Origin of the sequence: Salinimonas profundi (assembly GCF_014750655.1) — a bacterium.
Lineage (GTDB): Bacteria > Pseudomonadota > Gammaproteobacteria > Enterobacterales > Alteromonadaceae > Alteromonas > Alteromonas profundi_A.
The window spans coordinates 1-19031 of the sequence record NZ_JABBXD010000011.1; the positions used below are offsets into that span (position 1 = coordinate 1).

The following is a 19031-nucleotide window of genomic DNA, read 5'->3' on the forward strand; positions in this document are numbered from 1 at the left end:
AATTAGAGTTTAAAAATTAGGCAGGTGATGCTGCGGCTTAACTAAGCGTTAAACTGCGGGACTTATTCGCAGTTTCCTTAGACAAGGTTTCGCCGTGTATATAGTGAATATCCATAGTCACCATATACACGCCTGTAATAGACCAGAAGAGGAATTGTATTCCGACAAATGCCATTAGCCATTTGTGATATTTTCTAGCCGTGCTAAGCATTATTCTCAGGCTCCACGTTAGAAAGCTCTTTGTTAAAGGCATTTACTTCAGGCTTTTTAATGATTGAGTAAATTGCAGGGAGTACAATAAGCGTGAGCAGCACAGCACTTGTCATTCCGCCTACCATAGGAGCAGCAATGCGGCTCATGACCTCAGAACCTGTACCAGTACCATATAAAATAGGCATTAAACCTATAATGATTGTAGCTACCGTCATCATTACTGGACGAACTCGTAAGCCAGCACCGTGCAATAATGCATCTTGATATGCATCATCTGAGATGAGTTCTGCTCGCTCCAGCGCTTTTTCCTTAAGCTCAGCAAGTGCTTGATTAAGATAAACCAGCATTATCCCGCCAATCTCAACCGCAACACCAGCTAGAGCGATAAAGCCCACACCAACAGCTACTGAGAAATTAAACCCTTCTAGATACATCAACCATAAGCCACCGATCATTGAGGTCCGGCCGGTAAAAGCGTTGGATTTAGCCACTTTGAGCATAAGCGGCTGATATTATTCAACATTATGGCGCCTTGCCTAACCGGCCGTTGGCTGTATAACGATGATGGTAACCCCTACCAATGCGACCAAAGCCCCCGCGATGTCCCAACGGGTGAGCGCCACTCCGTCAACAATACGCAACCAGAGGAGAGCAACGCCCAGATATATGCCCGCATAGGCAGCATAAGTGCGACCTGCCGCCGTTGGGTGAAGCGTCAACAGCCACGCAAATAACGCCAGCGAAAGCGCAGCAGGAATTAACAACCATACCGACTTGTTCTGTTTCAGTACCAGCCACGGCAGATAACAACCTACAATTTCGGCAACCGCAGTAATTACAAATATTGTGAAAATTGACAGCAGATTCATTGGCAAAAGATCCTTGATGTGAAGAAGCACAGAAGCTTCAAGTGGAAGAACCGACAAATTTGATGAGCTACGACGATTCCACCATTAAGCTGCCGGGCGCTCAAAATACATCCATCCGGCTACAGCGAACTTTGGAGCTGTTTAAATTGACCTTGGATCACGGCTTTTTCCTGAAGAATGACTTTATTCTCGTCGATCAGAAGCGCCGCTTTATCCTGGGTGGTTTTCAATTCGGTTTTTGTGGTCTCCAGTGTTTGGGATAAGACGGCCACTTGCTTATCAACATCAGCTTTCTGAGTGGTGAGCACGGCCATGTTTTGCGCCAAATGATCATTTTGATGCTGGTATTCCCGGCACTTTGCCACGGCTTCTTCAAGCTCGTGTTTCAGGTTCTGGACATCTTCTATCTTTCCCTTCACGTCGCTATTTAGCGCCCCATTGGCCCGTTTTAATTCATCGGCATGTCGTTGTAACTGCACATTGGCGTCAAACAGCTCTGACGCTCTCGACTCAGCCTGGGCGAGCCGGTGTTGCAGATTCTGGATCTGATCGTTCAGCCCCTGGTTAACTGAACGGAATTGTTCGCGCTCCTGCTGGCGGTCTTCGGCAGTACGCTGCTGGTAATGTTCGAAATGATCGCGGATATCCTTATTTTCTTGTTTGAGTTCCGCAACGCTCTCCTTCAATTCAACAATCCGTGCAGCAGCTTCGTCCCGCTGGGACTCGGCCTTGGCCAGGCTGACACGCGCGTCTTCCAGGGACCGACTTTGCTCGCTTTTTTCTTTGCTCAGCCGTTCGGTCTGGTTCTCCAGGTCCCGTTGTCGGGCAGTTAGTTGCGCCATGGTGTTGTCGGCATGGGTCAACTCTTTGCGGAGTTCTTCCTTTAAAGTCTCGAATTCCTGGCGAGCTTGTTCGATACGGTGGTCGGCCATCTGCTGTACCCGCTCATGCAGGGACTTTACCACCTCGACGAGGTCGTTCGGCAGCCCACTGACATCGGCCGCCTCCCCATTGTCTGACCGCCAACGCTTGAGCAATGGCGCGATGGTGCTTTTGCTGCCGGTGCCCAGGTGTTCGCGCACCCGATCCACCGTGGGTTCCTGGCCTTGCGTTTTAATGGCTTCAGCGGCTTTAGCGATATCGTGATAAGTGACTCCGGCACGGGCCATGGTGATTCCTCTCGGATTATTTAGTAACATATTACATAACACGTAATATAACATTATATTGGTTCGTTTCAAGATTGCTTGAATTCATGATACTAACCACTGATAATCATCCTTATCGTGGGCTAGTTGATCTTGACGTAAATTTTCGACTTGTAACGCCGGTACATAGCCGCCTTTTGAGCGACATCGAAGGAAATCCTATTCATGAACAACAAACCGCCAATACAGGCTAGCAACTTGTTGTTACGTAATAAGGATGCGACCCTGGTTGAACGCCAGGGGCCCGAACCACTACGGCAATACCTCCAGGCAGCGACATCCGACAACACACGTAAAGCCTACCGTTCGGCCATTCGACAATTTGAAAAATGGGGTGGTCGCCTGCCCTCGGATCGGGATACTGTCGTGCGTTACCTGCTGGCCAGAGCCGAATCGCTTAATCCCCGAACCCTGGATCTGCACCTGACCGCTATTAGCCAATGGCACCATTATCAAGGGCTCATCGATCCAGTAAGTGATCCGTTGGTCCGCAAAACCATGGAAGGCGTTCGTCGTACCCATGGCCAACCCAAGCGCAAAGCCAAGGCATTGCGCTTGGAGCACGTCGCCCAAATGGTGAATCATTTGCGGCAACTACCAACCACCAAAAAGAAACTGAGGGATATCGCGCTGGTGTTGACCGGCTTTTTCGGTGCCTTTCGCCGTAGCGAATTGGTGGCCATTCGCTACGGTGATCTGGTGTGGGAACCTGAAGGACTTCTCATCCGGCTGTCTAGTTCCAAGACCGATCAACAAGCCTCCGGCTTAGTGCGAGCATTACCTTTCGGTGCACCAGACTGCTGTCCTGCTACGGCCATGAAAAACTGGATAGAACTGGGTGGCATTAATGAAGGTCCGGTTTTTCGCCCCATTAACCGGTGGGATAAGATTCAGCCTAAAGCGTTGAATCCCAGTGCCATTAATGAATTACTCAAGACTTTGGGTAACGCCTGCCAGTTCGATTTTGTACCGGAATTGAGCAGCCATAGCTTCCGGCGCGGCCTCTCTACATCGGCAGCCCGAGAACGAGTTGATTTTGAGTTGATTAAAAAGCAAGGCGGATGGAAGAGCGATGCCACCGTCTGGGAGTACATTGAAGAAGGACAGCAGCTCTCCAATAACGCTACCCATATATTGATGGAGAAAATGGCGGTTCTTATAGATACCGTTCGGGTAAAAGAGATATGAACATGACAAGAACTATCAGTAAAGTTGCCAAAGAACTGGCTATCAATATAGAAACCGTTCGCTTCTATGAGCGTCGTGGATTAATAGAGCAACCGCCAAAACCCGAGTTGGGCTACCGCCATTATCCCGATGAAACGGTTAATCGCATCCGGTTCATTAAGCGGGCGCAAGAATTGGGGTTTACCCTGGAAGAGATCGCCAACCTGCTAAGCTTGAATGACCGCCCATGTGCTCAGGTGCAGGAGCTGGCCGAGTATAAACTCAGCGCCGTCATGGAAAAAATTGCCGATCTGAAGCGGCTCGAAAGCGCACTCAAGGCATTATTGACGCAATGTCAGAGTAATAACGATGACTCACATTGTCCCATTATCGACTCCCTGCAACCTTAATTAGTTTTACACGGGCATCACAAAAACGTTTGACTCCGTACATCGGTACGGAGATTACACTTGCTCCATACACTGAAATCAGAGGAGTAAGTCGTGTCACAGAAAGAATCCAATCTACCTATTATTGGCGGCGTTATCGCGGCTGTTGGCGCTGGCCTGTGCTGCGCTGGTCCTTTCGTGTTGTTGCTGCTAGGCGTGAGTGGCTCCTGGATTGGTAATTTAACCTTGTTAGAACCTTATCGTCCCATTTTTATCCTGCTGGTTTTAGCCTTATTTGGCTTCGCAGGCTGGAAGGTCTATCGCCCCGTTGAGGACTGTGAGCCAGGCACCGCCTGTGCAGTTCCTCAAGTGCGAAAACGCCGGCAGGTGATCTTTTGGTTAACGGCACTGACTGCGTTGGTGCTAGTCACCAGCAATTATTGGATTGTCTGGTTTGCCTGAATACTTTCTTACCGCTCACTTTTATTAATGACTTAATACGTTACTGGAGAAAATGATGAAGAAAATTGCCTTGTTGTCTTTGCTAGCCTTGACCAGCCTGACCGCTTTTGCTGCGCCGAAAACAGTTACTTTGGAAGTTCCAACCATGAACTGTGTGACCTGCCCCTTTACGGTCAAAAATGCCTTAAAAAATGTTGAGGGTGTGAGTAAAGCTGAAGTCACCTTTGAAACCAAATTGGCAGTTGTCACATTCGACGACGAAAAAACCACAGTAAAAGCACTGACCGAAGCCACCACTAATGCGGGTTATCCATCAACGCTCAAGGAGTAAAGCATGGAAATGCTAATACAGTTACTGACCCGTTTCGGCGATAAGATTAGCTCATTGGGCGCGCTGGTTTCTGCTATGGGATGCGCCATGTGTTTCCCGGCCATCGCCAGCCTGGGCGCTGCGGTCGGGTTGGGTTTTCTCAGCCAATGGGAAGGTTTGTTTGTTAATACCCTGTTACCGTTGTTTGCCTGGATTGCCCTGGTACTCAACGGACTTGGCTGGTTCAGCCACCGGCAATGGCACCGTAGTGCGCTGGGTGTGGTCGGCCCCATTTTATTGCTGTTATCGCTCTATCCGTTTTTCCAATACGGCTGGAGCAGCTATGTCACCTATTCAGCGTTAGGCCTGATGGTTGCCGTATCGCTTTGGGATATTTTTTCACCCGCGAATAAACGCTGTGATGATGACAGCTGTGCTGTTTAACACGACGCAATGCCTGACTACTATTTGAGGAAAACGAATGATCTTACTATCGATAGAAGGGATGACCTGTCCAAGTTGCGTCGCTCACGTTAAAGAAGCGCTCGATGCGATCGAAGGCGTGAATAAGGTTGAAATATCTTATGAAAACGCCAGCGCAACGATCACCACAAACGGTGGGGTCAGCGTAACCGATCTCATTGGAGCGATTGAAGCCCTGGGTTATACCGCAAAAGAAAACCCCTTAGCGGAAAACACAGCACCGAACGCCTACTGTGACAACGAAAATACCAGCAACACAGAAAGCAACCGAACTCAACATGTGGCGATTATCGGTACGGGTTCCGGCGCTTTTGCCTGTGCTATCAAAGCCGCTGAAGGTGGTGCCAAGGTCACTCTTATTGAGGGAGCCGATGTGATTGGCGGCTGTTGCGTGAATGTCGGCTGCGTACCCTCAAAAATTTTGATCCGCGCCGCTCAATTGGCACAGCAGCAACGCAATAATCCCTTTGCCGGACTGGAAAATCATGCGCCCCAATTGAGTCGAGCCTTGTTGGCTCAGCAGCAGACCGCTCGAGTCGAAGAGCTGCGCGCTGCAAAGTATCAGAATATTCTAGAGACAAATCCTGCGCTTAGTTTACTTAAAGGTTGGGCGCAATTTAAAAATGCAAACACCCTGATAGTCAGAAAAAATGATGGCACTGAGCAGGAAATCTTTGCTGATAAAATCCTGATCGCCACTGGCTCCACGCCAACCATTCCTCCCATCGAGGGGCTGGCCGAAACGCCTTACTGGACCTCTACCGAAGCGCTGTTTGCCGAGGAATTGCCGCAGCACCTGGTGGTGATTGGTTCATCGGTCGTGGCGCTAGAAATTGCCCAGGCTTACCGACGATTGGGCAGTGAAGTCACCGTGTTGGCAAGACACTCACTACTTTACAGTGAAGACCCCATAATCGGTGAAAAACTGGCAGGCTGTTTTGAAAAAGAAGGCATTCGAGTTTTAAACAACACGCAAGCCACCCAAGTGACCCACGATGGAAATCAATTCACCCTGAACACTAATGCAGGCGAGCTCAGTTGTGATCGTTTGCTGGTAAGCACCGGGCGACACGCCAATACCAGCCAACTCAATCTGGACGCGGTGGGTGTCACCACCAACAAAAAGGGCGAAATCGTTGTTAACGAACGCATGGAAACCAATGTTGCTGGTATTTACGCTGCCGGTGACTGCTCTAACATGCCGCAATTTGTCTATGTCGCCGCGGCCGCCGGTAGCCGTGCTGGTATCAATATGACGGGCGGCGACGCCAAACTGGATCTGTCCACCATGCCCGCCGTGATCTTTACCGATCCACAGGTGGCTACCGTCGGACTGACCGAGGAGCAAGCCAGGGCTCAGGATATTGAGACCGACAGCCGCGTACTGGGTATGGAAAATGTCCCACGTGCGTTAGCCAACTTTGAAACCGACGGTTTTATCAAACTGGTCACAGAGAAGGAAACGGGGTTGTTGCTAGGCGCGCAGATCCTGGCTCACGAAGGCGGCGAACTGATCCAGAGTGCGGCTTTAGCCATCCGCAACCGTATGACGGTGACGGAATTAGCCGACCAGCTTTTCCCTTACCTCACCATGGTGGAAGGTTTGAAGCTCTGCGCGCAAACCTTTAACAAGGATGTCAAAGAACTGTCCTGTTGTGCAGGATAAGAGAGGGCAGTATGGGAACGGCACCCGCCACGCATTCACTGACAGCCCCAACGGTCAATGCGTTGGCGGATGGATTGAACAAGGGTGAATTCGTTCCTTTTTACCAGCCTCTATGGGATGTTCAACACCAATGCTGGGAAGGCGCTGAAACGCTCATTCGCTGGCAACATCCAACTGAAGGATTGATCCAGTCAGACACCTTTATTCCCGTTGCCGAACAAAGCGGATTAATTCTGGAACTGGGCGCGTTTGTCTTACGGGCGGCCTGTCAACAGATGATGCATTGGCGTCAACGCGGTTTACCCGAGGGTATCATCGCGGTCAACGTCTCTGCCTTACAAATCCACCAACCTGACTTTGTCGAAGACCTTGCCAGGATATTGCGTGATACGGGACTGCCTGCTCCGGCATTGGAACTGGAATTAACCGAAACACTGGCCCTGGAGGATACGCCAATCCTGATCGAAAACCTGCATCGCTGCCAGGCGCTGGGCATTCGCCTGTCCATCGACGATTTTGGTACCGGGAGTTCGTCGCTGGCACGCTTGCAATGCTGCCCAGTGACCCGCCTAAAAATCGACAAAACCTTTGTCACGCATATGACAACCGAGCCAAAGGATCGCGCCATTACCGAAAGCGTCATCACCCTTGGCCATAACCTGAATTTATCCATCGTCGCGGAAGGGGTTGAGACGGCCACTCAACAACAACTTTTAGAGAAGCTTGGCTGTGATGTATTACAGGGCTATCGGCTGGCGCGGCCAGCCGATGCCGAAACGACTGAAGCGTTGTGGCCAGGCCGCAGTGTTTGAAACGAACGGAGACAAACCCATGTCAAAAGCCGCCGTGTCAAAAGATGTGTCACGATACTTTGAGGTGATCCCCGACTTTGCGGCATTCATGGATGCCGATGGGCAGGCACTCGAATTTCCCCTGACGATCTCGCAACTGGCGAAAGCCGCGCAAACCACAGTGCATACCGTCAGGAATTACGTCTTGGAAAATTTGGTACTTTGCCCAGAGCATTCCGCGGGTGGTTTCGGTTTATACAATCAATGCGCTTTAAACCGGCTGCGCTTCATTCGCGCAGCGCGTGCGGCGGGCCTGCTGATCCTGGATATAAAACCCTTGCTCTACGCCATCAACGAAGGCGACCAGCAAGCCTGTGAAGCCGCCATGCGCGAACTGCAAACCAAAATTGATGAACGCCAGGCTTACTTGCAGGCATTGGATTCACAGCTGTCGGAGCTGCGCCAACTGGCCTGATCGCCATAACAAAGGAGTATACGATGTCAGAAAAATGTGAAACCGGCCCCCACGACTGGGTAGCCAATAAAGGCCGATTTATTCTCACCTGGGTATTGCCAGCGATACTCATAGTGATTACCGGCATGATGCAACTTGCACCGTGGATGACCGGCAGTATCTGGGCGATCGCTTTAAGTTGGATGGGATATGCCTGTTTAAGAAATGCGCGTCAATGTGGGCGAATGCATTGTTTTTTCAGCGGGCCATTTTTTCTGGGTTCTGCCATGTTGGCATTAGGCATTGGGATGCAGTGGATACAATGGCTCACCTTTAACGGATTAGGACTCTTTTTACTGATCGGTACACCACTGGTTTGCGTGTTACCGGAGATGTTCTGGGGAACTTACAAAGTTGCGACAAACGGCAAAGAAGAATGAATGCGATAGTGAAGCGCGCTACAAACTCTATAAAACGCCTCTGGTCACTTGTAGTGTATGCATTTCAATCGCCGGTTCAGGATTCTCACTCAAAACGGCGTACCGCGATCCTCTTTAGTCTGGTGCTGGTCGTCCACTTGGTTGTCCTGCCAGCGCATGAACTGGGTTCCGATATTGGCTTGCGTTCTTTTGCACATCTTAATCTGAGAATCGCGCTATTTGCGTTTTTGTTCGCAACGCTGGAGAGCGTTCTCATCAATTTATGGGTTCAACTGATACGCAAGAAGACCCATTGCAGAACGGCACCAGCGGCGGGCGGCATAGTTATCGGGATTGTAAGCCCCCTGTTGTGTTGTACCCCGCTGCTGCCGACCATCTTAAGTTTTATCGCCATTTTGTTTCCTTCCGCTGTTTCTGGTATGGGTCTCAAAATTCAGTATGCGGTCAATGTGTATCAAACCGAACTGTTGCTGTTGGCGTTGGTATTACTGTTGTTTGCGATTGTTCAAAATGCTTGGCATCTCAATTCAGGCGACGTAATGGCAGGCCATCACAAGGAATAAAGCAATGAAAGCCACTTGCGAGTAATCTAGGCATATCCAAATGACGACTAGAAACCTGATAACTATAACGCGATGCTTTTACACAATAATGCATCTATCAGAGAAAATTTAAGTCGATGGCCGCTATCTATCAGACAGCTTATCCACGAATTAAATCTGATATCACCGAAGATGAGTTAGGGGATGTCTATACACCTACGCCGGAAGATCAGAAGTTTGCACTGCGTCACTGTAAACGAACCAGCGCATTCTTTTTGGGGCTCCTGATTCAGCTAAAAATCACGCAGCGATTGGGCCGGTTCGTAAACCTGGGTGAAATACCAAAGGTGATCATCACGCACATTAAAAATCAGTGCCGTTCGCGGGTGACACTGAAGGATCCCCAAACCTATTACACATCGGGCGCGAAGGATCGTCACGTAAAGCTGATTCGGCGCCATCTTAATATAAAAGCCTACGATGCGGCCAAGACCTCTGAATTGGCACAGATTTGGGCACTTGAGGCAGCGACTACCAAAGAAGCATTACCGGATATCATCAATGTCACGTTGGAATATTTGGTCAAAGAGCGATACGAGTTACCGGCGTTCAGTGTACTTGAGCGGATATGTCAGGCGGCCAGGGCCGAAGTCAACACTCGGTATTACGATCAATTGTGTGGCTTTTTAGAGTCTGAAAGTCGCCAATGCATCAACGATATTCTTCGATCTAGCACAGGACTGAATGGTTTTGGTTGGAGCACGCTGAAAAATGAACCCAAACGCCCGACCCCTCGCAATATCCATGCGTACATCCAATACCTGGAATGGCTTACATCCCTGCAAACACTTTTGCCCACGGATTTGGGGTTGCCGCCAGTTAAACACCAGCAGTTTATCAACGAGGCCAAGGTCCTGGATTACGCCGAATTGATGAAACTAAAGCTGAACAAGCGACTCGCACTCGTCATCGTTTTAATCCGGCACCAATACGCACAAACACTGGATAACGCCGCCGATATTTTTATCAAGATGTTGTTAAAAATGGATCGCTCGGCGCAGAAGCTGTTGGAGAAGTACCTTGCAGACCATCAAAAGCAAACCGATCATTTGATTTCTGTGTTGTCTGGGACGGTCAAGGTGTATCTTGATAAACCCGATTCGGTGGCAGCTTTTGATCCGATACTGGGAAAGAACAGTGATCAGCTAATGCAAATGTGCGAACAATATATGGCATTCGCAGGCAACAACTATTTGCCGTTTATGGTTCGACTCTATAAAAAGCAACGATCCACCTTGTTTCGTACGATTGAAATACTCAACCTGGCATCGGCCACGGAAGACAAGGACTTGCTCAATGCGTTCCAGTTTATTTTGACGCACAAAAAGCGTCGCACGGAGTTCCTGTCAATTCAAAGCGATCCGAACGATCCCTCTTCCAGAAATGTCATTAATATTCGCTGGATTCGCGAAAGCTGGTGGAAATTAGTCACGGGAAAATCAACCAAATCAGCACAGGTGTCGGAGGTTAATAAAACCTGTTTTGAGCTGTGTGTGTTTGAACGGATCGCTGAAGAACTAAGTACCGGTGACTTGTTCATTCCCTACAGTGAAACCTTCGATGATTACCGGGAGCAGATGATCACCTGGGAAGAATACGAAGCGCAGTTGCCTACCTATTGCGAGGAGGTAGGGCTCGTCGCCGGTGATACTGAATTTACAACAACGCTGAAGAAGTCCATGGAAACGAGCTGCCGGAAAGCTGACAGCCAATTCCCGGAGGACGAACTGGTTCGTATTGAAAACGGGAATCTGATTATCGGTAAACCAAAACCTGATCAACCCTTACCTGAAGTCGAAGAAATTGGAGCGCTTTTGCGCGATCGGTTGGACAAAATCAACCTGCTTGATGTGATTATCAATGTCGAAAAGTGGCTGAACCTGAATAAACATTTTGGCCCGTTGTCGGGCTTCGAATCACGTATCAGCGACCCGGAGTTACGTTTTGTCCTGACCGTGTTTTGTTACGGTACCAACATTGGTCCCACCGAAACCGTGCGATCTGTGCAGGGCGTTTCTCGCAAGCAAGTCGCCTGGCTTAACTTAAAACGCACGACGGAAGCGCGTCTCGATAAAGCTATTGCGAAGATCAATAGCGAGTATAAGAAATACCGGCTCATTGAGTGTTGGGGAACAGGCAGCAGTGTGTCCGCTGATGGAAAGCTTTGGGATCTCTACGAAGATAATTTGCTATCTGAATACCATATTCGGTATGGCAGCTATGGCGGCATTGCCTATTACCACGTCTCGGACACCTATATTGCATTGTTCAGCCGGTTTATTCCCTGCGGTGTCTACGAGGCGATTTATATCTTGGACGGCCTACTCAACGATGAATCTGATTTTAATCCGGACACCGTTCACGGCGATACACAGGCGCAATCCACACCCGTCTTTGGCCTGGCGTACTTGCTGGGCATAAAGCTCATGCCCCGTATCCGAAATATCAAAGATCTCAGCTTTTATAAGCCTGATCGCTCCATGGTACTCAAGCATATTCAGTCTTTGTTCAAGGAGCCGATCAAGTGGGATCTCATTGAAAAGCACTATGCGGATATGATGCGAACGGCCATGTCAGTTAAAGCAGGGAAAATCACCGCTTCGACAATCCTGCGCCGGTTCGGCACCAAGAACCGGAAAAACAAGCTGTACTTTGCGTTCCGTGAACTCGGGCGCGTGGTCAGAACCATGTTTTTGCTGGAATACATTACCGACGTTGATCTGCGCAAAACAATCCAGGCAGCGACCTGTAAGAGCGAAGAGTTCAATGAGTTTGCCCGGTGGTTGTTTTTTGCTAATGGCGGGAAAATTCCTGCAAACTTGAGACACGAACAAAGCAAAATCGTTAAATACAATCATTTGCTGGCCAACTTCGCGATCTTATACAACGTAAACGCGATGACCGAAGTGTTCAATCAATTGAAGTCGGAAGGGTACAATATTACCCGCGACATTATGGCCGAATTCTCACCGTATCATACCGAGCATTTGGGGCGGCTAGGAAGTTTTGAGCTGGATCTAACCAAGCAGGTTAAGCCCATGACTTTTGAACTGCTGGTTGATTAATTCATAATATTCAATCGGTTACGTTAGAAGTGGCTAAATTCAATGCTTTTACCGGCCGGACCTCAATATGATTGAAATGCAAAATGTCCAGCCAAATACTGCGGTCCAGATTTCGTATTTGGGGGAATCATGACTCCCGCCAGCCAAATTTGCGAGCATAACTATTACAGCGGGTACAATCTGTGTCATGAAGTCCATATCTCTTTCTCTCCATATTTCATCACTGCTCTTATTCTGCCGTTAATGAGTCGATCTTCTTTTTGAAGAAATGTGTCAGCAACTGCTGAGAACCATCAAATATGACTTTAAAAGGAGCCTCTTTAAATCCATCTTTCAATTTCGCTAAGACTTCTCGATTGTTTAATGCTTTTGCGAAATCATGACCTTGCTGTGTAAGTCTTAGTTGAGCATCAAAAATAGTTATGTCAGAAGGTGATGAATAATGCAGACCAAGACTGCTAATAGGTCTTGAAATCATGTCGTGTCTGCTTATCAGTCCATTTTCGACTAACAGCCTAAAGTGAAAGACAAACTCGTTGCTGTCCTCTTGAAGCACAAAACTGTTCCACAGTTCAACAAAGCTGAGTTGGGGTTGCTCACAACTTTCGAACTTGTCTAATATCTGCGCTGTATACTCGATATTTGGTTTCATCCCTATTACCTTTATGACTAAATTAGGCCATCGCACTCGGGCGCTGATTATCAGTAACGATCTGAACATCCATAGTAAGTTGCTCGTTTTCGTAATGGGGCTTGAAGCGGAAACCTATTTTATATAGGCAGGTCATCAGCTTATCGATAGAAAATTTCTCTATCCGGCCATTTACAAGGTCACTTACTCTTGGCTGAGTAATACCCATTGCCGCCGCCGCTTGCTTCTGATCCCACCCTTTAGCATTCACTATGTCTCGAATGGCTATCATGAGGTCAGAGCGAGTTTGTAGCTCTGACGCTTCTGCTGCATCTTCCGTGATGGCGTCAAAAATATTGCTGTATTCTAATGCCATGATTAGACCTCTTTGATTAACTAATGAGCAGCATATATCAACACTGATATTTATACAAGTATTGATATATCACTTTTTAATTTCTTTCATCATCAGCTTGTAGCGTTTCTTGGCAGTATCCATAGCCTTCCGGTCAACGCCGTTGGTAGTTTTGGTGAATGAGTGAAGTATGAACACTGTATCAGCGAATTTAGCGACATAGACAGTTCGGTAAGCTGGCCTGCCATTTTCAACTAGTTCTACAGCCCCAATCCCTACGCTGTCTTTCAAATGCTTGAATTTACTGAACGGCTCTCTATCCTGACAAATAGCGTTTAGGTCGTTCGCAAAGCGTTTTTGAATGACATCCGGCAACGCAAGAAATTCTTTCTTTGACTGGTTATTGATGAATTTAAACTTCTTCGTCATAACATAAATCTTCTTCTTTTTTTGAAGCTCTCAAGTCGCTTTTGCTTTCGGCCTGCACGTTGCTCAAACCAATCATATATTGGACTTAGCTGCATATAATCCATTGTTAAGATTTGTTTTATTGACTCTTCACTGAAGCCAGTAATGATCATTATATCAGTTGTGCATGCCCCATTGCGGTACAGCTCAATAACGCACGTTCGTACCAGTGAAATTCGTCTAACGCCGTTATCCCAAAGCCCTGCATTCCGAATCAGTGAATCGAGTTTTTTATTCATGGCATAGGGGCTTATTGCTTTCCCCCTGCTTTGCGTGGTGAAAGGCTCCAGATTATCAGCAATAAGTAATGCCGAATTGGGATCTAATCCTCTGTAATGCTTATGCGGATAGCTATTTATTTTGCGCGTGATAAGCCATTCAAAATAGGATTCAAACGCTCTTTTAAGCTCTGGATGACTCAAGACAATTGGACGTTCGTAACCATCGCGGGTAATCGACGTAGGGAGCACTACAACTTCATTTAACAGCCCTTCTGGTGTCATGAAGAGCCGGTTAGTGATCAACGTTAACTCAATCTCTCTTAAACCTGCCAGGGTAGCCAAGAGAATGAGCAACTTGTTTCTGTGTCTTAGCTCACTCTGCCTGCCGCAGTTTCGAGGGATTAGCTGTTCCCACAGTTCAGAGTTTATTATCGGTCTGCCTTCCATTTCCACGCATTTTTATAGGTATTATTGCGTTTATTGTGCCGACCTATTTATCAAATAGCAATCAGCGCACTGGGAATGTCTTGGATATAGTAAGGTCGGCAGCGATGAATAGGAAACGTTCTGGCGCAGTGCGAATCTATATTGCTCAGTGTGACAGTTAGATACTTTGTATAAATCTTTATTACTCTCCTACAGAAAAGACTAATGTTTCGCTTTTCCGATTTATGTCAGTAGCACATTGCCGAATACTGGGATTGGTGTCTGTTTGATAATCTTATTGAACGTTGAATGAGTGGGTGAGCTGAGGGCGATATTGATGACAGACCTTTCTCCAGCGGCATTCACTGATACAACAGGTAGTGCACACCTATCTAAGAGCTTGAGCACAGCGTTTAGCTGAGTCTTATTCGCCACCAGCACTTCCAAACTATGTTGGTTTTGCGGATTGTCTTTCTCTGGAGCAACAGAAACCACTCCCACTTTATGCGCCCGGCGCACCTCATCGCCCTCAAATGTTTTTTCGCCATCACTTTGAAAGTAAAAGACACCGCCTTGCGCTATCCACTTTTTCCCAAAAGATGCTAACCATTCTTTGTCAGACTTACTTTCATGTGTTTGTATGAATGACTGACGCGCCTGATATTGCACTAACCACTGTTTAAGCGCTAAAGCAAAGCCCTTATTCTTCACCCCCAGCTCATTAAAGAAAGTGGCGCATTCCTGAGACATTGACTTACGGTTAGCGGCCAGCCACTTCCTGACATCTGCAGTAGGCTGTGACGAGCCATTAACCAAACCACTTAAGTACGCATTATCAATCACTTCAAATATTTCAGCGATAGGGGCCTGGGTTCTTTTCACTTTTGCACCAATAATTGTTTATAAATACATGCCAACGATATATTGACCGTTCATTGTGTCATGGCGGTTATAACGAAGTTGGCCCGTACTGTCTTTGTTATCGACTGCATCGCCGTCAAGCTCTTGCTCAAGTCTCTTCACCACGCTCTTTCGAACGGGACCAAAGAATATCGCTATATCCTCGCTGCCTTCTATTGCTTCTATGCCTAAAAGAGGATAACCACCAACAACATAGCTCATGCCGGCGTCATGTTTGTGAACATGCATCATCGGTTCCAGATTTTTTAACGAGGGGGTGCTTGAAGCATATTCCTGGGCCATTTCTTTTCTAACTGCCGTTTCATCCAATATCAACAAGTCTGTGACTGTATAGCCATCTTTAACCACAGCTTGCTCTAAAGCTTTATAAAAATGCGGTACAGACCCAAAAGATTGATGTAGTCGGGCAAATTTTTGAGTTAATGCTTTGCCCGTAGATATCATTGTATTACTGGCATACTTTTCACTTTGCTTGCCCATCAGCACTAAGGCGCTCGATAGTGAAACGAATATAATAAAAAAGGGAGTAATGCGTTTGATGCGACTCATACTACTGGCCTTAGACAAAATGGACTTAATCATTTAATAGTGTCTTTACTAACTGGTATGACTCTTCAAAAAAGTCATTTCTTATGGTGGAGGTATCCATGCCCACACTCACCACCTGGTCATAGACCTTCTCCATAAGCGGAAGCACCGTTTCTTTTCTGGCACGATAGAGTGGATCTTCCCATTTCCCCATCACTTCAACCGCGATGTGTTGTTTATCTTTTTGAATTACAAAGTCGACGAGAACAGGTTTGCCATCGACCTGAACCGGTATAAGCGGCTTTAAGATACGCCCTCCCCCTTCCATTTCAATAATCACCCGGGTGGCTACTCTGGCGAAGGTGCGTTCAAGATCGCTATCCACCAGCATGAAATTATGGGTATTGACGATAGGAGAGATAAAGCACCGGGTTACACCATATATCATGGCATCATTAGTTGACCGGTCGGCGATAATCATTGCCACCATCAACGGTCCTTTGGCCAAAGAAAATGCACCATTTAGGCGAGTCACTTTGGCATCTATGGGTAAGGTCACTTCCCAATCATCTTTGACCTTGACCGTCGTTTCACCATTTTCGATTTTAACTGACTCGACCTGAGCGATGACCAGCGACTGCGGTTTGTTCTTACCGACCCACAAACGCTCGTTTGACTGCATTTTTTCGATGGCTTTTTTTATACTGCCGAACCCAAAATACATGTATTCGAGCAAAGACTTGCCCCCGATACTGTATTTCTTTGCAGCCGCGCGAATTTTCCTGGACTGGGTCTCAAACGTAGGGGCTTCACCGTAAGAAATAGTGTTGGTGCCAGCATCGGTCAACAGTGACGCCATGAGCGAATAGAGCTTATCTGCGCGGCCTATAACCTGCCCTGTTGGGTTTTCAACGACCGATTGCTTAGCATTCCCCTCTTCTGCTGCATAAGCACTGAACGAAAAGCGCGTGCCTACCTTTTCAGGTAGCTGTCCTTCACCCGCCCCACCCTGTTCCAGACGGTATAGCGGGCATGAAGTCTTATGGCTTGCACGCCCTGACATAGTGGCAAGAAAGTAAGTATTGGTCTCAGTAAATCGCTTAATAGTCGTGGGGGTGCAACAGTCACAATAAATCCATCTACCATATACCGAAGCTAGTAATTGCTGAGAAGCATGATCACTGCCAAGCAGAGTCTTTACCTCTTGGTCATTCAGCCTTCGAAATTCGCGTATTTCATCGCCATCAAGGTACTTCTCAACAATCTTCATCTCACATCTCCCTTTATCGTTCCTTTATAACTGTCACGACCTTTTCTTTTTCATCAAAGCAGGTGTAAACCGGATAATCAGACGCCAGGCTCATGATCGCACCAGTGACATTTTCCTCCTCAAGAACCTTCATATCCTTGACAAAGTAGTCAGGCCCATCGAAATATAAAGCTTCCCAACGATTTTCTTTAACAATCCTGCTGAGGTTATCTTCCAATGAGCCACGTCTTATAAATGTTGATACCGCTTCATCAGTGTTCGCTTCTCCTACTAAGCTAAACAACGCTTCATCATTGGTTTTGACCATTTCGTATTCAGCTTCAGTGAGCTTTACATTGGGAAACAGACCCCGAACAAATTTAGCTTCTTCTGATTTTGTAATGGCAGATATTTCTTCTTGTGTCATCACAACAGTTCCGTCGGCGTCGGGTGTGTATTTTTTGTTTCCAAACTCAATCTCGTTAGTACTTGCACAGCCAGATAGCGCGAGCAGGCCACAGGTTGTGAGGGTTAAAAGCAAATGACTTTTTGGCATTTTCCGATTTCTCGCAGTTAATTAATTGCCCTGTGTTATACCCTGCAGGCATAGTGTCTTCATCCAGAAATCCGATTAATTGTGATTATTATGTTCAGTTCGTCACTATTAACAGTAATTGCTTTGCAATCTGCCAGTGCAGGAAGCTTTTCTAGTGAAGTAAAACAAGCACAGGACAGGGTCGCACGGGCCCAGCAAGAGATAGTGCGAGCAGCAGAGCATTCAAAAGAGATTAAAAGTAGAACCCAGGGACTTATTGGTCGGTATAGGAATGACGAGGCCCCTGAAAAAGAAGGTTCGGTTGAGTATCAACTAAAGCCGGCCTATCACAACTGGCCTAAACCAAAAAAATATAGTACTTACCGGGATTATGATATTTACCTCGATTTTAGCGACGAAGCACATGTTACAAAGCTACAGAAGCAGATTAATAATTGGATAAAAGGTGGTTATTACATTATTCGTAGTGAGATTACAGATATTGAGGGTAGTGGTAGAAAAGGTTCACTTGAGAAGCTACGATTAGTTAAATAGCGAGGATAGATGATGTTAAAATATAATAAAAAGAAAGGGGCAAAAAAGAGCTCCCTTTCTATACTTCACTATTCGTTTTTCAGTTTTGTCTTTTCAATTCTCGATCTGCATGTTTCATCACCTTACATAGTTTTGCTGTGGCAGTCCAATTAGCTATATTTTCGATATCCTCACCATGCTTTTGCGATTCTTCAAGGATTCTTTCAAATCTAACCATATATTGTCGAATCATCAGACCGCCCGGACCGTCCGCATGGTTAAAGAGCTTGTCCAATTCTTCCAGATCTTTTGAAATAACGAGATATCTTTTTAAGTAATTTATGAATACATTGCAAGCGCCACGAGAATACTCATCAAGCAATTTAAAATATTTTCTTTCTCCATCCTCTTCTTCGTTTTCCTGTGAACGGATATCAACAAGAAGAGCTTTAACAGTATCTAAGGCTAAACTTTGCAAGTTCTTCTCTTCTAATTCAAACCGACGAAGAAAGTCAGCTCTAGCATTGGATCTATTATTTGCTTCCACCTCGGCTTTATTTGCTTCCATCTCTGCTCTTGCTGCTTGCAACGAAATATACTGAACACGTAATGTGGCGATTACAGCCAGCAATGACAGAAAAGCCACGATTGGTCCGACAACCCCACCATAGTAGCTACCGAAAGCTCCCCAATCAGCAGGTAAAGCTGAAGGCTTGAAGTCAGCGAAATTTAAATAATATGCTAACCCCGCTCCAATTATAGTGATACCGCCTACTAAGGCAGGCCATATTACACCAAGGTTTTTCTCATTTTTTTCATTGTTATTTCTCATAGCTAATACTCCTATAATTTTAATTTGCTATAAATTTACTTTAATTTTAGTTTTTATCGAAATTTATAATATAGATATTTGAGCATTTGCTAAGATAAACTCTTAACTTTACACTAAAACCCAATTATATTAATTCATTCAATTAATGCCTTTTAAAGTGAAACTTATACATTTTAAATAATTGCAACAAAAATTTTAATTATTTTTTATAT

The 19031-nt window shown here is 46.5% G+C and carries 23 protein-coding genes and 2 pseudogenes; 12 read left to right on the forward strand and 13 right to left on the reverse strand.

The genetic code is table 11. The features are described 5' to 3' along the window. Positions 1–61 precede the first annotated feature (61 nt). From HHX48_RS18810 to HHX48_RS15410, 4 genes and pseudogenes are all read right to left on the reverse strand, one after another. Positions 62–211 (reverse strand): annotated as a pseudogene (locus HHX48_RS18810) (PepSY domain-containing protein); the annotation flags it as partial. Then, positions 204–671: pseudogene (locus HHX48_RS15400) on the reverse strand (efflux RND transporter permease subunit); the annotation flags it as partial. The pseudogenes HHX48_RS18810 and HHX48_RS15400, both read right to left, overlap by 8 nt. Positions 672–749: 78 nt before the next feature. After that, positions 750–1082 carry a YnfA family protein gene (locus HHX48_RS15405; protein ID WP_040133149.1) on the reverse strand — a complete coding sequence of 111 codons (333 nt, stop codon included), beginning with the start codon at positions 1080–1082 and terminating at the stop codon, positions 750–752. A 119-nt stretch (positions 1083–1201) separates the two neighbouring features. Next, positions 1202–2251: a DNA-binding protein gene (locus HHX48_RS15410; protein WP_139758095.1), complete on the reverse strand. Its 1050-nt coding sequence runs from the start codon at positions 2249–2251 to the stop codon at positions 1202–1204. Positions 2252–2455: 204 nt separating this feature from the next. On the opposite strand from HHX48_RS15410, the gene HHX48_RS15415 reads away from it, so the two are divergent. The 11 genes from HHX48_RS15415 to HHX48_RS15465 all read left to right on the forward strand — a co-directional run bounded on the left by HHX48_RS15415 (position 2456) and on the right by HHX48_RS15465 (position 12119). Further along, entirely contained in the window at positions 2456–3478 is a 1023-nt protein-coding gene (locus HHX48_RS15415) for a tyrosine-type recombinase/integrase (protein WP_191026321.1), read from the forward strand. Positions 3479–3480: 2 nt separating this feature from the next. Further along, positions 3481–3867, forward strand: coding sequence for an Hg(II)-responsive transcriptional regulator (gene merR, locus HHX48_RS15420; RefSeq protein ID WP_040133151.1), 387 nt, complete (start codon positions 3481–3483; stop codon positions 3865–3867). A gap of 93 nt (positions 3868–3960) precedes the next feature. Further along, positions 3961–4308 (forward strand): mercuric transporter MerT family protein, encoded by a 348-nt coding sequence (locus HHX48_RS15425; RefSeq protein WP_007642845.1) that lies wholly within the window; start codon positions 3961–3963, stop codon positions 4306–4308. Positions 4309–4363: 55 nt separating this feature from the next. After that, a complete protein-coding gene (gene merP / locus HHX48_RS15430) occupies positions 4364–4639 on the forward strand; it encodes a mercury resistance system periplasmic binding protein MerP (protein ID WP_011711647.1) in 276 nt (91 codons plus the stop codon). Between the two features lie 3 nt (positions 4640–4642). Continuing rightward, positions 4643–5062: an organomercurial transporter MerC gene (merC, locus tag HHX48_RS15435; protein ID WP_007642843.1), complete on the forward strand. Its 420-nt coding sequence runs from the start codon at positions 4643–4645 to the stop codon at positions 5060–5062. A 37-nt stretch (positions 5063–5099) separates the two neighbouring features. Beyond that, positions 5100–6767: a mercury(II) reductase gene (merA, locus tag HHX48_RS15440; RefSeq protein ID WP_020833624.1), complete on the forward strand. Its 1668-nt coding sequence runs from the start codon at positions 5100–5102 to the stop codon at positions 6765–6767. Between the two features lie 11 nt (positions 6768–6778). Beyond that, on the forward strand, positions 6779–7579 hold the full coding sequence (locus HHX48_RS15445) for a putative bifunctional diguanylate cyclase/phosphodiesterase (RefSeq protein WP_020833625.1): 801 nt from the start codon (positions 6779–6781) through the stop codon (positions 7577–7579). A gap of 19 nt (positions 7580–7598) precedes the next feature. Further along, positions 7599–8033: a MerR family transcriptional regulator gene (locus tag HHX48_RS15450; protein WP_011711644.1), complete on the forward strand. Its 435-nt coding sequence runs from the start codon at positions 7599–7601 to the stop codon at positions 8031–8033. A gap of 23 nt (positions 8034–8056) precedes the next feature. After that, a complete protein-coding gene (locus HHX48_RS15455) occupies positions 8057–8452 on the forward strand; it encodes a hypothetical protein (RefSeq protein WP_040133152.1) in 396 nt (131 codons plus the stop codon). Continuing rightward, entirely contained in the window at positions 8449–9015 is a 567-nt protein-coding gene (locus tag HHX48_RS15460) for a hypothetical protein (protein WP_040133153.1), read from the forward strand. The genes HHX48_RS15455 and HHX48_RS15460 overlap by 4 nt, the downstream gene beginning before the upstream one ends. A 116-nt stretch (positions 9016–9131) precedes the next feature. Then, entirely contained in the window at positions 9132–12119 is a 2988-nt protein-coding gene (locus HHX48_RS15465) for a Tn3 family transposase (RefSeq protein WP_191026322.1), read from the forward strand. A gap of 229 nt (positions 12120–12348) precedes the next feature. Here the strand turns inward: HHX48_RS15465 and HHX48_RS15470 are convergent, their stop codons facing one another. From HHX48_RS15470 to HHX48_RS15505, 8 genes are all read right to left on the reverse strand, one after another. After that, the gene (locus tag HHX48_RS15470) at positions 12349–12771 is read right to left on the reverse strand and encodes a DUF2513 domain-containing protein (RefSeq protein WP_139758090.1); all 423 of its coding nucleotides are present in this window, start codon (positions 12769–12771) and stop codon (positions 12349–12351) included. 22 nt (positions 12772–12793) lie between these two features. Continuing rightward, on the reverse strand, positions 12794–13126 hold the full coding sequence (locus HHX48_RS15475) for a helix-turn-helix domain-containing protein (protein ID WP_139758089.1): 333 nt from the start codon (positions 13124–13126) through the stop codon (positions 12794–12796). Positions 13127–13195: 69 nt separating this feature from the next. Next, the gene (locus HHX48_RS15480; protein WP_139758088.1) at positions 13196–13534 is read right to left on the reverse strand and encodes a type II toxin-antitoxin system RelE/ParE family toxin; all 339 of its coding nucleotides are present in this window, start codon (positions 13532–13534) and stop codon (positions 13196–13198) included. Next, on the reverse strand, positions 13531–14241 hold the full coding sequence (locus HHX48_RS15485) for an integrase (protein ID WP_139758087.1): 711 nt from the start codon (positions 14239–14241) through the stop codon (positions 13531–13533). Before HHX48_RS15485 ends, HHX48_RS15480 begins: the two co-directional genes overlap by 4 nt. 222 nt (positions 14242–14463) lie before the next feature. Further along, the gene (locus HHX48_RS15490) at positions 14464–15102 is read right to left on the reverse strand and encodes a hypothetical protein (protein WP_139758086.1); all 639 of its coding nucleotides are present in this window, start codon (positions 15100–15102) and stop codon (positions 14464–14466) included. A gap of 18 nt (positions 15103–15120) precedes the next feature. Beyond that, a complete protein-coding gene (locus HHX48_RS15495; protein WP_139758085.1) occupies positions 15121–15690 on the reverse strand; it encodes a hypothetical protein in 570 nt (189 codons plus the stop codon). Positions 15691–15715: 25 nt separating this feature from the next. Further along, complete coding sequence (locus tag HHX48_RS15500) at positions 15716–16939, reverse strand: DUF1173 family protein (protein WP_139758084.1); 1224 nt, start codon at positions 16937–16939, stop codon at positions 15716–15718. Positions 16940–16952: 13 nt separating this feature from the next. After that, positions 16953–17474, reverse strand: coding sequence for a hypothetical protein (locus HHX48_RS15505; RefSeq protein ID WP_139758083.1), 522 nt, complete (start codon positions 17472–17474; stop codon positions 16953–16955). Positions 17475–17564: 90 nt separating this feature from the next. On the opposite strand from HHX48_RS15505, the gene HHX48_RS15510 reads away from it, so the two are divergent. Beyond that, on the forward strand, positions 17565–18008 hold the full coding sequence (locus HHX48_RS15510; protein ID WP_223858460.1) for a hypothetical protein: 444 nt from the start codon (positions 17565–17567) through the stop codon (positions 18006–18008). 79 nt (positions 18009–18087) lie between these two features. Here HHX48_RS15510 and HHX48_RS15515 read toward each other — a convergent pair whose 3' ends face one another. Then, positions 18088–18819 carry a hypothetical protein gene (locus HHX48_RS15515; RefSeq protein ID WP_139758081.1) on the reverse strand — a complete coding sequence of 244 codons (732 nt, stop codon included), beginning with the start codon at positions 18817–18819 and terminating at the stop codon, positions 18088–18090. Between the last annotated feature and the right edge of the window lie 212 nt (positions 18820–19031).